This window comes from Halobacillus dabanensis (genome assembly GCF_900114165.1).
In the GTDB taxonomy this organism is placed as follows: Bacteria; Bacillota; Bacilli; order Bacillales; family Halobacillaceae; genus Halobacillus; species Halobacillus dabanensis.
In genome coordinates, this window is sequence record NZ_FOSB01000007.1 from 179,421 (window position 1) to 194,029 (window position 14,609).

The window sequence follows — 14,609 nt, forward strand, 5'->3', positions numbered from 1 at the left end:
TGGGGCGTTTTCCTATTATCCCCCTTCATTTGAGCATAAAAGCAGATCCCCAAAAGTGTTTTCGAGATACTGAGTTGGCAAAGGGGCGGAGGGGGATGAGGAGACTCCTACGGGAAAGGATAGACTGGCAAGACACCAAAGGTCATGAAGTGACCGAGGAGGCTTGCCGTCTTCCCCGCGGAAAGCGACTTATCCCCCTCCGCCCCTTATTCGCAATAAAAGTCTCGAAATCGGTCTTCAAGAATACTGCCAGATAGTTGAAGAAATTTTTTAAAAAACCTCTCTACTAAAGTAGAGAGGTTTTGAGTGTTATTGTATTGGAGCTTTATTAGGGGTACCCGCTTTTCTTGGGTATTTCTTAGGTGTTTTACGCCTCTTCTCAATAATAGCAATGTTACGTTCACTACCTTCTTCCGGTAGATCGAACGTATGCACATCAAGAACTTCCCCTCCGACGGTTTGAATGGCGACGCCGGCATCTTCCATTTCTTCTTTCAAGTTCGGTCCTTTCATTGCTATGAACCTTCCGCCTTTTGTCGCAAGCGGAAGGCATAGCTCACTCAGGACGGACATTCGAGCAACAGCCCGGGCCATAACAAGATCATAGCCTTCACGGAAATTCGCATTTTTCCCAAAGTTTTCGGCACGGTCATGATAAAAAGCGACATCATCCAGCTCCAATTCATGGGCTAAGTGATTCAAAAATGTGATTCTTTTCTTCAAAGAATCGACAATCGTCACTTTCAATTGTGGGAAAACAATTTTTAATGGAAGGCTTGGAAAACCAGCACCCGCCCCGACATCACAAATCCGGAGTGGCTGATTGAAATCGTAGTAGAAAGCAGCCGTCAATGAATCATAAAAGTGCTTAAGATATACACCTTCTTGATCGGTAATAGCTGTCAGATTCATTTTTCCATTCCATTCCACCAAAATTTCAAAATATCGATGGAACTGTGCCTGTTGTTTTTCATTCAATTCAATGCCTTGTTCTTGTAATGCTTGCAGAAAGGTGTTTATATCCATAAGTCCATCCTTTCAAGTTATTCCCCAGAGACGCGAGCGATTTTCCCTTGCTCAATATAGACAAGCAGGATAGAAACGTCTGCAGGATTGACCCCTGAGACCCGGGAAGCTTGTCCGACTGATAAAGGACGGACTGCTTTCAAACGATCTTTTGCTTCTGTTGCAAGCCCGTGAATTGCGTCGTAATCGATGTCCTCCGGGATTTTCTTAGAGTCCATTTTCTTCATCCGATCAATCTGTTCCAGTGCTTTTTTAATATAACCGCTATACTTGATTTGGATTTCCACTTGCTCTTTCACATCTTCTGGAAGTGTCACATCACTCGGGGTTACACGTTCGATATGGCTGTAGTTCATCTCTGGACGTTTTAACAAATCTACTGCACGGACAGCGTCCTTCAATGGGGAACCTCCAGCTTCTTCAATGACGGCTTGCACTTCTTCTGTTTCTTTCAAAATCACTTTATCAAGACGTTTCTTCTCTTCTTCTATCAAGCGCTTTTTCTCCTGGAAACGCTCATAGCGATCTTCCGGAATTAACCCTAGATTATAACCAATTTCCGTCAAACGTAAATCAGCATTATCATGGCGAAGCATCAAGCGGAATTCGGCACGTGACGTCAATAGACGATAAGGTTCGCCTGTCCCTTTTGTAACAAGGTCATCAATCATAACGCCGATATAGCCTTGAGAACGGTCAAGAATCAATGGTTCAAGGTTCAACGACTTCGCAGCTGCGTTAATACCAGCCATCAACCCTTGTCCTGCAGCTTCTTCGTAACCGGATGTACCGTTAAGCTGCCCAGCTGTGAACAAACCTTCAATCTGTTTTGTTTCCAGCGTCGGCCACAGTTGGGTCGGCACGACAGAATCATATTCAATCGCATAGCCCGCCCGCATGATTTCCGCTTTTTCAAGACCAGGTACGGTCCGCATCATTTCATTTTGGACATACTCCGGTAACGAGGTGGAAAGTCCTTGAACATAAACTTCTTCTGTATCTCTTCCTTCCGGTTCGAGGAAGATCTGGTGTCTCGGTTTATCATTGAAGCGGACGATTTTATCCTCAATCGAAGGACAATATCGAGGCCCTGTTCCTTTGATCGCACCTGAATACATCGCAGAAAGGCCTAGATTATCATTGATGATTTTATGGGTGTCCTCATTGGTGTACGTCAACCAACAAGGAATCTGATCTGTAATGAATTCCGTCGTTTCATAAGAAAATGAACGTGGCTCTTCTTCTCCTGGTTGGATTTCCGTCTTGGAATAGTCGATGGTATGACTGTTCACACGCATCGGTGTCCCCGTTTTGAACCGTACCATTTCAATGCCCATTTCTTCCAGCTGTTCTGACAGGGATACCGTTGAACGTTGGTTGTTTGGACCACTTTCATAGGATAAATCCCCAATGATGACGCGTCCACGCATGAATGTACCTGTCGTAACAACGACTGTTGGTGCATAGTACGCGGCTTTTGTTTCCGTCACTACACCCTTGACTTGACCATCTTCAACGAGCACTTTTTCGACCATTGCCTGACGAAGCGTTAAGTTTTCCTGGTTTTCCAGAACTCGTTTCATTTCTTTAATATAGAGCGGTTTATCCGCTTGGGCACGGAGCGCTCTCACGGCAGGTCCTTTTCTAGTATTCAAAAGACGCATTTGTATATGGGTTTTGTCGATCACTCTTCCCATTGCACCGCCCAATGCGTCTACCTCACGTACAACGATTCCTTTAGCGGGACCACCAATGGACGGGTTACATGGCATGAATGCTACAAGATCAAGGTTCAATGTCAACATCAATGTCTTCGCGCCACGTCTTGCTGCAGCTAACCCCGCTTCTACTCCGGCATGACCAGCACCAATAACAATTACATCATAATGCCCTGCATCATATGTCATTCGGATGTCTCTCCTTTTTTATTCACTCTTATCATTGAGTACTTATTTCCCTAAGCAAAACTGTGAAAATAACTGATCGATCAAGCTTTCATGAACAGTATCCCCGACGATTTCGCCAAGGATCTCCCAGGTCCTCGTGACATCAATTTGTACGACATCCAACGGGACACCCATTTCCATACCATTCTGTGCATCTTCAAGTGCTTGTTTCGCTTGTTTCAGCAACTGGACGTGACGGACGTTAGATACATAAGTCATATCTCCAGCATCCAGATCTCCTTCAAAGAACGTATCTCCAATAGCCTTTTCCAACTGATCAATACCTTCTTCATGGATTAATGCTGTAGTGATGACCGGATGCCCAGACGCTAGTTCTTTCACTCGATCGATGTCTAATTTATGATCCAAATCCATTTTGTTCACAATTATAATCACATTCATATCACGAATTGCATCTATCAGTTTTTCATCTTCTTCATTCAGCTCATCCCCATAGTTTAACACAAACAAGATGAGATCTGCTTCTTTGAGTACCTGTCTGGAACGTTCGACACCGATTCGTTCGACGATGTCTTCCGTTTCCCTAATACCTGCTGTATCGACAAGGCGAAGTGGCACTCCCCGAACGTTGACATACTCTTCGATCACATCCCGGGTAGTTCCTGGAATCTCTGTTACAATGGCTTTGTTTTCATGAACAAGTGCATTCATCAAGGAAGATTTCCCGACATTCGGGCGACCGATAATCGCTGTGCCAAGCCCTTCTCGTAAAATCTTCCCTTGCTTCGCTGTTTCAAGGATACGTGAGACCTCGTCCAGTACTTCTTTAGTCTTTTCTTCCATCATTTCATGGGACATTTCTTCGACATCATCATACTCGGGATAGTCGATATTCACCTCGACATGTGCTAGAGTCTCAAGCAGTTTTTGCCTCAACTCTTGGATAAGCTTTGATAGACGTCCGTCCATCTGCTTCAAAGCGACATCCATTGCCCTGTCCGTTTTCGCCCGAATTAAATCCATAACGGCCTCTGCTTGCGAAAGGTCAATCCGACCATTCAAAAACGCCCGCTTTGTAAACTCCCCGGGTTCCGCTAACCGTGCCCCGGTTGCTAAAACTATTTCCAATAAACGATTCACAGAGACAAGACCACCATGACAGTTAATTTCAACTATGTCTTCTCTCGTAAACGTCTTTGGCGCGCGCATGACAGATACCATAACTTCTTCTGCCACTTCATCCGTTTCGGGATCTATTATTTTTCCGTAATGCATCGTGTGGGAATCAACTTGATTTAAATCCTTCCCTTTAAAAAGGTCTGCAGCAATCGTGACCGCATCTGGTCCACTCAACCGGACAATCGCTATAGCTCCTTCTCCCATAGGGGTGGAAATCGCGGTTATCGTATCTGTTTCCACACGCACTCACCTCCTGAAAAAATATCTTATTTATAGTTATCCACAATCGGTAAAATATAGTTATCACTAACATACTACCTTACCACATAGCCTTGTGTTTTGAAAAGATATCAACACATATATCCGTTTTTTCTCCCATTATTTTTATCCACATGTGTATAAGTCCTCCTTTCATTTTCTCCACTATTAAACAGAACAATACGATAGCAGAATAAACAAGCCACTATTCAACAAAATGGCAGTATTCCGGAAGACTCGATTTCGAGACTTTTATTGCGAATAAGGGTCGGTGGGGGATACTCGAAATCGCCTAACAATAACCCTGCCATAAGTAGAGGGAGAATAGCACTTCAAGCTTGTGATTACCGCATTTTCAATTACATCATGCTGCTTCCTTTACTTGAAGAAGGTTTCGAGATATTTATCATGGAAAGGGGCGGAGGGAAACGGTGAGACTCCTGTGGGATCTGCGGGACAGGTGAGACCCCGCAGAGCTTTAGCTCGAGGAAGCTCACCGCCCGCCCCACGGAAAGTGTTCAAATGTGGAATCGCCCTGGGAGACACGACTGGCATAAGCAATACATCAACGGAATGGTTTTTTATTCCGTTGATGTATTGCTTATGACGCGAGTGTCTGGGCGATGGAACTGGACGAACCTTTTCCCGTAGACCCTAAACTCTCCCTAAAGTCTCGAAACTGAGTCTTCAATAAAAGGGAGCTTTTGTGGAAGATGATTAATCCTGATAGAGGAAAAAACAAAAAAATGCCTCTGGCCATGTTTATGGACAGAGGCATTTATTAGAAACATTCACTGCGGACGAATGACGACATGTCTTCGCGGATCTTTCCCTGCAGAATCTGTTTCGACATTTTCATTATTTTGTAATGCACTATGAATGATTTTTCTTTCATAAGATGGCATCGGTTCAAGTTTAACTTCTTGATTCGTACGGATGGCTCTTTCCGCCAAGCGTTTAGCTAAATTTTGAAGGGTATCTTTACGTCTGCTTCGATACCCCTCTGCATCTAACATGACCGTATAAAAGACATCTGATTCCCGATTGACTCTTAATTGTGCCAAGTATTGAAGGGAATTCAATGTTTGACCTCTTTTACCTATCAACATTGCGATTTTTTCACCGACAAGCTCCATATGAATCTCCCGTTGGCGAAGTTCCGTTTTCACTTGAACAGGAGCGCCCATTTGTTCTGCTACTTCATAGATGAATGTTTCAACATCCTGCACAGGATTTTTCTTAATAGATACTTTCACAATTGCTGGTTTTGTACCAAATCCAAGAAATCCTTTTTTACCTTCATCAACGATCTCGACATTGACCTGATCTCTTGATGTCTGTAATTGCTCTAGTGCTGATTCAATCGCTTCATCAATTGTAGTTCCCGTAGCAGTCCATTGCTTCACTCGCTTGCTCCTCCCGTCTCCTCTTTCATCATTGGTTTACGGATGAAAATGGTTTGAAGAATCATAACAATGTTACCGACAATCCAGTACAACGCCAGGGCTGATGGGAAGAAGAATGCAAAAGTACCGATCATTAACGGCATGATATAAAGCATCATTTGCATTTGCGGGTTTTGAGCAGCCGCTCCACCTGCCATCATCAATTTCTGTTGTAAGAATGTTGTTGCAGCAGTCAAAATCGCTAAGAATGGATCTGCTTGTCCCAACTCGAGCCATAAGAAGTTGTGCGTTTGTACTTCTGTTGTTCTCATAATTGCATGATAAAAACCGATCAAAATCGGCATTTGTACAATAATTGGTAAACAACCGGCTAACGGATTCACCCCGTTTTTCTGGAAAAGTTGCATCGTTTCTTGCTGCAACTTCTGTTGACTTTGAGCATCTTTTGAAGAATATTTTTCACGAAGCTCTTTTAACTCTGGCTGAATATCCTGCATCGCTTTTGAACTCTTCAATTGCTTGACGTTCAATGGCAAAAGCAATAGGCGAATGATGATGGTGACAATAATGATTGCCAAACCATAACTGCCATTCGTCGCATCAGCGAAAAATAACAAAGTTTTTGACAAAGGGTAAACTATATACTCATTCCAAAATCCTGTACTATCCTGGGTGATCTCTTGATTGACATCCATACACCCGGATAGGAACGTAAGCATTCCTACCATTGCTAGCAGGATCAACATTTTATTACGCAACGTTCCTTCCTCCTTACTGAAATCGCTCTTATATCATTTTAAAAAACAAACCTATGAAGGACTAGACGACATTCATAAGTTTAGCATTATTTCCTGCCATAATTCTATAAAGATTACACGCGAATTTTTTTATTTACTAACTTTGACCTTGTCAGGACATGGGTCAAACTTTTCTTCACTTCATGAAAACCCATTTGATTCGTCGGTTTTCTTGCAATTACGATCAAATCATAATCCGGATGAATATATTCCTCAAGTTCGTGGAAGGCCTGCCTCAAATAGCGTTTCACTTGATTACGCATGACTGCATGTCCGATCTTTTTACTAACCGACAACCCTATCCGGAAATGAGTCTGATCTTTCTTTTTCATATAATAGAGAACCAATTGACGGTTTGCGAACGATTGACCATCACGAAAAACCTTCTGAAACTCTTCATTCTTCTTAATTCGATAAGCCTTCTTCATCGAACACCCTCCAAAATAGAAAAGCGCAAATGCCCTAAGGAGCACGACGCAATAAAAGAAGGATCGCAACAATTGACGAGTCCTTATAAAGAGATCTTCTACATTATGTAGTGAAAAATCCCCGTCCATTCATTCTATATCCTAATAAAAATAAAAGAGGGGCGGCCAACCGCCCCATTTTTGGCCATTATACTGAAAAAAAGACCACTGATAATTTTCAGTGGCCTATGCGGATAGAACTTTACGTCCTTTACTACGGCGGCGCGCAAGAACTTTACGACCGTTCTTAGAGCTCATGCGTGCACGGAATCCGTGTACTTTTTTACGCTTACGGTTATTTGGTTGAAATGTGCGTTTCATTATATATACACCTCCTGGGGAAAATTCCAATAATACATCTAAAAGGCAGTCCCGATTAGTATAATCAAAAAGAGGGGGTTTTGTCAACTTATCTTTCCAAACCATCTCTGCACAGATCCGCACCGTTATATAACAGCCCTGTACTATAACAAGAAAATGAATATTCTTTTAGGAGCGAATATAATCCCCCCCTAGCGAACATTCACAGGTTATGTGTATAATTCTCACCTGGGCTTTTTGCTATCCACAACACATATCGACAAGAAAATCACAAAATATAGTACTGTGGATGAATTTCATCTACAAGGCATTGATATTGTGGATAAGTTCCCGTGAACCATTGCAACTGCCGTTTTAATCTGGTATTATATTTGTGCTTAACCGTGAATGACTTCTCCACACTAAAAATCTTTTCCACAGATTGTGGATAACATGTGGACATTTATTAACACACTTGTTTATTCAGTTATTCACAAGTGTGTGGATATTGAAAATAACTATCTAGAACTCTAGTAAAATCAACTTTCGGACATCCACATCGGATTCGAGTTTTTTAGACAAAAAACATTATACAAAGCTTATACGAACACCTTTCGATCCTTTTGCTACGTTCGAAAAAGAGAACGAAAGGTTTTTTTGTTTTCCAATGAAACAGAGAGGGGTGAGATATTTGGAGAACATCAACGAATTATGGACGAATACGTTGGATCAAATAAAAGAGAAAATTAGTAAGCCAAGTTTTGAGACATGGTTAAAAGCGACCAAAGCCGATTCACTCAGTGATAATACACTGACGATCGTTGCTCCAAATGAGTTCGCCAGAGATTGGCTGGAGAATCAATATGAGAATTTGATTACGGAAACTTTGTATGAAGTCACAGGAGCAGAACTTGAAGCAAAATTCATCATACCGGAGTCGAAAGAAGATTCTTTAGAAGATGTTAAGCTTTCGTCGAAAAAGGCTCCCAATGTGAAGAACAATGGGAATGAAGAGTCCCCCCAGAGTATGTTGAATTCTAAGTACACCTTCGACACATTTGTCATTGGATCAGGGAACCGTTTTGCTCATGCTGCCTCTCTTGCAGTAGCAGAAGCTCCTGCAAAAGCCTATAACCCTCTGTTTATCTACGGTGGGGTAGGACTCGGGAAAACACACTTGATGCACGCCATCGGCCATTATGTACTAGATCATAATCCGAATGCGAAAGTCGTCTATCTCTCGTCGGAAAAATTCACTAATGAATTCATCAATTCTATCCGTGACAACAAAGCCGTCAACTTCCGCAATAAATATCGAAGTGTCGATGTACTTTTAATAGATGATATACAGTTCCTGGCAGGAAAAGAACAAACACAGGAGGAATTTTTCCATACTTTCAATACCCTCCATGAGGAAAGTAAACAGATCGTCATCTCCAGTGACCGCCCGCCGAAGGAAATACCTACTCTGGAAGACCGACTTCGTTCTCGATTTGAATGGGGATTGATTACGGATATTACACCTCCTGATTTAGAAACAAGAATTGCCATTCTCCGTAAAAAAGCGAAAGCGGAAGGCCTGGATATTCCTAATGAAGTGATGCTTTATATTGCGAATCAAATCGATACAAACATCCGTGAGTTGGAAGGAGCACTGATACGAGTCGTTGCCTATTCTTCTTTGATCAATAGTGATATCAATGCATCCCTTGCGGCTGAAGCCTTGAAAGATATCATTCCAAGTTCTACGCCTAAAGTGATTACTATAGAGGGAATTCAGGAAATAGTCGGAGAGAAATATAATGTAAGACTCGAAGACTTCCCAGCAAAAAAACGGACCAAATCCGTAGCTTTTCCAAGGCAAATCGCTATGTACCTTTCTAGAGAACTTACTGATTTCTCTCTACCTAAAATTGGGGAAGAATTCGGTGGACGAGATCATACAACTGTCATCCATGCGCATGAAAAGATTTCAAAAATGGTAGCAGATGATCAACAATTACAAAAAGAGCTGGATGAAATTAAAGAACAACTAAAATCCCACTAGTGGATAATGTGAATAAAGGGTGCACAATCGTCAACAACCTATCCACATGTGGAAAACTACCAGTAACAAACCAGCACACCGGTTATCCACATTTCCACAGCCCATACTAGTACTATTACTAGAATTTATAATAAAAATAATTAATATATGCTCAGTAGGAGGAGTGTATTGAAATGAAATTCGTAATCCAAAGAGATCAGTTAATCAATAGTGTCCAAAATGTAATGAAAGCCATCTCTTCTAGAACTACTATTCCAATCCTTACGGGTATGAAAATCGAAGCAACAGCAGAAGGAATTAAATTGACCGGTAGTGATTCTGATATTTCTATTGAATCTTTCATTCCTAGTGAAGAAGATGGAATTGTTTATGTAGAGAATATTGAACCAGGAAGTATAGTATTGCAGGCAAAATATTTCCCAGATATCGTACGTAAACTTCCTCAAAATACTGTAGAGATAGAAAGTGATAATTCCAGAAACGTCACGATCCATTCTGGAAACGCTGAGTTCCATTTGAATGGACAAGATCCAGAGGAGTATCCGCAGCTGCCACAACATCAAACAGAGGAAAGTTTTGAATTACCGATTGATCTTTTGAAAAACTTGATTCGTCAAACCGTATTTGCTGTTTCGACGTCTGAAACAAGACCGATCCTTACAGGTGTTCATGTGAAAATGGTAGATGGCGATTTAGAATTCATCGCTACCGATAGCCACCGCCTAGCTTCGAGAAAAATTCCACTGGAACAACCGGAAGGTAAGAACATCCCTGCCGTAGTCATACCAGGTAAAAGCTTGACGGAACTCAACAAGATTCTTGATGACTCAGAAGAAACGATTGAAATTAGTGTTACAGACAACCAGGTTCTGTTCCGTACGAAGCATTTGTATTTCCTTTCTCGTCTATTGGATGGAAATTATCCAGAGACTTCGCGTTTAATTCCGGAGCAAAGTAAAACGGTCGTGAAAATTGATACAAAAGAATTACTCCAATCAGTAGATCGTGCTTCTTTACTTGCAAAAGAAAACCGAAACAATGTCGTCCGGTTAATAACAAAAGAAGACAACCACCTTGAAATCACAGGTAACTCTCCAGAAGTAGGGAATGTTGTCGAAGAAGTGATGGCGAATGATGTCGAAGGTGAGGATTTGAAAATTTCATTCAGTGCGAAGTATATGATGGATGCATTGAAGGCTGTGGACTATGAACAAGTCAAAGTTGAATTTACAGGTGCCATGAGGCCTTTCCTTATTCGCCCTGTAGATGACGATCAAATTTTACAGCTTATTCTTCCTGTCAGAACTTATTAATAAATGAATTAAGCTAATACTAAGAAGGTGCTTTATATTTTTATAAGCACCTTCTTCTTTTTCATATGTTTTTTTCTTTTCAATACAGTTTAAAACTGTTTATTATTTAACTCCCCATTACCCTCAGCATTCTTAAAATACATTATAAAATTCAGGGATCCTTAGAGCGTTAGGGAGACGTACGAACTGTTTCGTCGCCTCGGGCTTTCTTTACACACATATCTTTAGTAAAATAAAAGATAGGTGAATCCATGGAATAGGGTGAATGAAATGAGCGAAGAAATCGAAATCAGTACAGATTACATTCCATTAGGGCAGTTTTTGAAGTTGGCGAATATTGTCGAATCTGGTGGAATGGTGAAGATTTTTCTGGCAGAATTTGAAGTTTTTGTAAATGGGGAACTTGAAAATCGTCGGGGGCGAAAACTGTACGTGGGCGATACAGTAGAAATCGAGGAGTTCGGCAGCTACACAGTTGTCCATGACGGGTAAAACAGAAATCTCTTATGTATATACACGAGTTATCATTACGATCGTATCGGAACTATGATCAACTCTCATTAACGTTTGACCATAAGATCAATGTCATCATTGGTGAAAACGCCCAAGGAAAGACCAATTTGATGGAAGCGATCTACGTCCTTGCTTTTACGCGGTCGCACCGGACCCCCCGGGATAAAGAATTGATACAGTGGGACGAAGAGTATGGTAAAATAAAAGGGAGTATTTTTAAACGGAATCGTCGTTTTCCTTTGGAAATTATTATCTCCAATAAGGGAAAAAAGGCCAAGTTGAATCATATTGAGCAAAAGCGCCTGAGTGACTATATCGGCGCTTTGAATGTGGTTATGTTTGCACCTGAGGATCTCAATCTCGTCAAAGGGAGTCCTCAGGTGCGTCGTCGGTTTATTGACATGGAAATCGGACAAATTCAACCCACATATATTTACCATTTAGGGCAATATCAAAAGATTCTTAGACAACGGAATCATCTTTTGAAAGAATTGCAACGGAAACCCGGAGCAGATCGTACGATGCTCGAGGTGTTGACAGAGCAATTGATTGAACATGCGACAACGATCATTGAACGCCGGTTCAAGTTTCTACAGCTTTTAAGGTCGTGGGCTACTCCTATTCATGAAGGGATCAGTCGGCAGTTAGAAAAACTAGAAATTGCGTATGATGCGAGTGTTCGAGTATCAGAGGATATGAATTTGGAAACAATAAAGAGGACATATACCGAAAAATTCAATGATATTGGCTCGAAAGAAGTAGAACGCGGGACAACGTTGGCTGGGCCCCATAGGGATGACCTTGTTTTTTATGTGAACGGAAAAGATGTCCAGACGTACGGTTCACAGGGACAACAACGAACGACTGCTTTATCTTTGAAACTCGCTGAAATTGAACTGATTCATAGTGAAGTAGGAGAGTATCCGATTTTACTTTTGGATGATGTGCTAAGTGAATTGGACGATTTTAGACAGTCGCATTTACTCCATACCATCCAGGGCAAAGTACAGACATTCGTCTCTACGACGAGTATTGAGGGAATTGAACACGAAGCACTGGAACAAGCGGAGATTTTCCGCGTTACAGAAGGAACGATAGACATAGAGAAATGAGGTGGCGAATTGTTCATTCACATCGGGGATGATCACGTCATTCAGTCCAAGGATGTCGTAACGATCATCGATCATCATTTGATTTCTTCTTCTACCATTGTGGAAGAAATGATTAAAAATCAACGCAAAGCTAAGCGAGTGATCGAAACAGAAGAACACCAGGCGAAGGCGATCGTGATCACGAATGATGTCATCTACTTCAGCCCACTCTCCGTCTTCACCTTGAAAAAGCGGGCGAATATGATGACAACTTTAAATAAATTAGAAGACTTCTCGGAAGAATCCGATTTTTAATATTAGATACAGAGACAGTGGTAAGTGATTTTACGTAAAACGACTTGAGAAATGTAGGTGAGTACCATGAAGGAAGATATTATCGAAGAGCAGCAGGCGTATGATGAGAGCCAAATACAGGTACTGGAAGGCTTAGAAGCAGTCCGGAAACGCCCAGGTATGTATATCGGTTCCACGAATGAAAAAGGTCTGCACCACCTGGTCTGGGAGATTGTCGATAATAGTATCGATGAAGCAATGGCTGGTTTTTGCGATCACATTCAAGTCGCTATTGAGGAAGATAACAGCATTACTGTTACGGATAATGGTCGTGGAATTCCAGTAGGGATTCAGGAAAAAACAGGTCGTCCAGCTGTAGAGGTTATACTGACAGTTCTCCATGCCGGGGGTAAGTTCGGCGGCGGAGGGTATAAAGTATCTGGAGGTCTACATGGCGTAGGAGCATCCGTAGTTAACGCTCTATCTTCGAAACTTGAAGTGTTTGTTCACCTTAATGGAAAAATCCATTACCAGGCATACCACCGTGGTGTGCCGGAAGAAGATTTGAAAGTGATCGGAGAGACTGATCAGACGGGAACTCGTATCCACTTCAAGCCTGATGAAGAGATTTTCCGTGAAACACAAGAATACAAATTCGAAATCTTGGCGAACCGCTTGCGTGAACTTGCCTTTCTGAACAAAGGATTGACAATCACCATCGAAGATAAACGTACAGACGAAGATCCTGTAAACTATTACTTCGAAGGCGGGATTCTTTCGTACGTGGAACATATGAACCGTACACGGGAAGCTTTGCATGAAGCATTTTTCATCGAGGATGAGCAGGACGATATCTCCATTGAAATTGCTATGCAATACAATGACGGATTCGCAAGCAACCTTTATTCTTACGCGAATAACATCCATACGTATGAAGGGGGTACACACGAGTCAGGATTCAAAACAGGTCTGACGCGTGTAATCAATGATTATGCTCGTAAAAATAATATGTTCAAAGAAACGGATCCAAATCTGACAGGGGATGACGTTCGTGAGGGACTTACTGCAATCATCTCCGTAAAGCATCCTGATCCTCAGTTCGAAGGGCAGACAAAAACGAAGCTCGGAAACAGTGAAGCACGTACGGTTACAGATGCCCTATTCTCTGAAGGTTTTTCTAAATTCCTATTCGAGAACCCGAATATGGCGAAGACGATTGTCGAAAAAGGTTTGATGGCTTCAAGAGCACGTATGGCAGCAAAGAAAGCCCGGGAACTGACCCGTCGTAAAAACGCACTGGAAGTTTCGAATCTGCCTGGTAAACTTGCGGATTGTTCTTCCAAAGACGCCAATATTTCAGAGCTTTATATCGTTGAGGGTGACTCAGCCGGAGGTTCTGCCAAACAAGGCCGTGACCGCCACTTCCAGGCGATTTTGCCGTTAAGAGGTAAAATCATCAACGTAGAAAAGGCGCGCTTAGATAAAATTCTATCGAACAACGAGGTCCGTGCAATCATTACGGCTTTAGGAACGGGAATTGGCGAAGATTTCGATATTTCGAAGGCCAGGTACCATAAAATTGTCATCATGACAGATGCCGATGTGGATGGTGCCCATATCCGTACCTTACTATTGACGTTCTTCTATCGATATATGCGTCCATTGATTGAACGAGGATATATTTATATCGCTCAGCCACCACTTTATAAAATTCAGCAAGGAAAGGCGATTTATTACACATATAGTGATAAACAGCTGGATGCGAAGCTTGCTGAACTCTCTAACTCACCGAAGCCAGGGGTGCAACGTTATAAGGGTCTAGGTGAAATGAATCCAGAGCAATTATGGGAAACGACTATGGACCCAGAAACACGCACCATGCTTCAAGTAAGTCTTGAAGATGCTATCGGAGCGGATGAGACGTTCGATATCCTGATGGGAGATAAAGTCGAGCCACGTCGTAACTTCATTCAAGAGAATGCCCAATATGTACAGAACCTTGATGTTTAAT

Annotated in this window: 13 protein-coding genes; 6 read left to right on the forward strand and 7 right to left on the reverse strand. The window is 41.9% G+C overall.

The genetic code is table 11. From position 1 onward, the window contains the following. Nucleotides 1–309: 309 nt before the first annotated feature. The 7 genes from rsmG to rpmH all read right to left on the reverse strand — a co-directional run bounded on the left by rsmG (nt 310) and on the right by rpmH (nt 7,361). Nucleotides 310–1,026 carry a 16S rRNA (guanine(527)-N(7))-methyltransferase RsmG gene (gene rsmG / locus BMZ58_RS13510; protein WP_075037088.1) on the reverse strand — a complete coding sequence of 239 codons (717 nt, stop codon included), beginning with the start codon at nt 1,024–1,026 and terminating at the stop codon, nt 310–312. Nucleotides 1,027–1,043: 17 nt separating this feature from the next. Beyond that, nucleotides 1,044–2,933: a tRNA uridine-5-carboxymethylaminomethyl(34) synthesis enzyme MnmG gene (gene mnmG, locus BMZ58_RS13515; protein WP_075037089.1), complete on the reverse strand. Its 1,890-nt coding sequence runs from the start codon at nt 2,931–2,933 to the stop codon at nt 1,044–1,046. A 42-nt stretch (nt 2,934–2,975) separates the two neighbouring features. After that, a complete protein-coding gene (gene mnmE, locus BMZ58_RS13520; protein ID WP_075037090.1) occupies nt 2,976–4,352 on the reverse strand; it encodes a tRNA uridine-5-carboxymethylaminomethyl(34) synthesis GTPase MnmE in 1,377 nt (458 codons plus the stop codon). An 809-nt stretch (nt 4,353–5,161) separates the two neighbouring features. Beyond that, nucleotides 5,162–5,776 (reverse strand): RNA-binding cell elongation regulator Jag/EloR, encoded by a 615-nt coding sequence (gene jag, locus BMZ58_RS13525; RefSeq protein ID WP_075037091.1) that lies wholly within the window; start codon nt 5,774–5,776, stop codon nt 5,162–5,164. Further along, nucleotides 5,773–6,534 carry a YidC family membrane integrase SpoIIIJ gene (gene spoIIIJ, locus BMZ58_RS13530; RefSeq protein ID WP_075037092.1) on the reverse strand — a complete coding sequence of 254 codons (762 nt, stop codon included), beginning with the start codon at nt 6,532–6,534 and terminating at the stop codon, nt 5,773–5,775. The genes jag and spoIIIJ overlap by 4 nt, the downstream gene beginning before the upstream one ends. Before the next feature lie 113 nt (nt 6,535–6,647). Next, nucleotides 6,648–7,001 carry a ribonuclease P protein component gene (rnpA, locus tag BMZ58_RS13535; RefSeq protein WP_075037093.1) on the reverse strand — a complete coding sequence of 118 codons (354 nt, stop codon included), beginning with the start codon at nt 6,999–7,001 and terminating at the stop codon, nt 6,648–6,650. 225 nt (nt 7,002–7,226) lie between these two features. Continuing rightward, entirely contained in the window at nt 7,227–7,361 is a 135-nt protein-coding gene (gene rpmH / locus BMZ58_RS13540; protein ID WP_035545113.1) for a 50S ribosomal protein L34, read from the reverse strand. Between the two features lie 670 nt (nt 7,362–8,031). Here rpmH and dnaA point away from each other — a divergent pair. The 6 genes from dnaA (at nt 8,032) to gyrB (ending at nt 14,608) form a co-directional block, all read left to right on the forward strand. Continuing rightward, nucleotides 8,032–9,387, forward strand: a complete 1,356-nt coding sequence (gene dnaA / locus BMZ58_RS13545; RefSeq protein ID WP_075037094.1) for a chromosomal replication initiator protein DnaA — start codon at nt 8,032–8,034, stop codon at nt 9,385–9,387. A gap of 173 nt (nt 9,388–9,560) precedes the next feature. Further along, nucleotides 9,561–10,700 (forward strand): DNA polymerase III subunit beta, encoded by a 1,140-nt coding sequence (dnaN, locus tag BMZ58_RS13550; protein WP_075037095.1) that lies wholly within the window; start codon nt 9,561–9,563, stop codon nt 10,698–10,700. 270 nt (nt 10,701–10,970) lie between these two features. Continuing rightward, nucleotides 10,971–11,192, forward strand: a complete 222-nt coding sequence (gene yaaA, locus BMZ58_RS13555) for a S4 domain-containing protein YaaA (protein WP_075037096.1) — start codon at nt 10,971–10,973, stop codon at nt 11,190–11,192. A 14-nt stretch (nt 11,193–11,206) separates the two neighbouring features. Continuing rightward, nucleotides 11,207–12,325, forward strand: a complete 1,119-nt coding sequence (gene recF, locus BMZ58_RS13560; protein WP_075037097.1) for a DNA replication/repair protein RecF — start codon at nt 11,207–11,209, stop codon at nt 12,323–12,325. Between the two features lie 9 nt (nt 12,326–12,334). Then, the gene (gene remB / locus BMZ58_RS13565; RefSeq protein WP_075037098.1) at nt 12,335–12,619 is read left to right on the forward strand and encodes an extracellular matrix regulator RemB; all 285 of its coding nucleotides are present in this window, start codon (nt 12,335–12,337) and stop codon (nt 12,617–12,619) included. A 66-nt stretch (nt 12,620–12,685) separates the two neighbouring features. Further along, a complete protein-coding gene (gene gyrB / locus BMZ58_RS13570) occupies nt 12,686–14,608 on the forward strand; it encodes a DNA topoisomerase (ATP-hydrolyzing) subunit B (protein WP_075037099.1) in 1,923 nt (640 codons plus the stop codon). Nucleotide 14,609 lies beyond the last annotated feature (1 nt).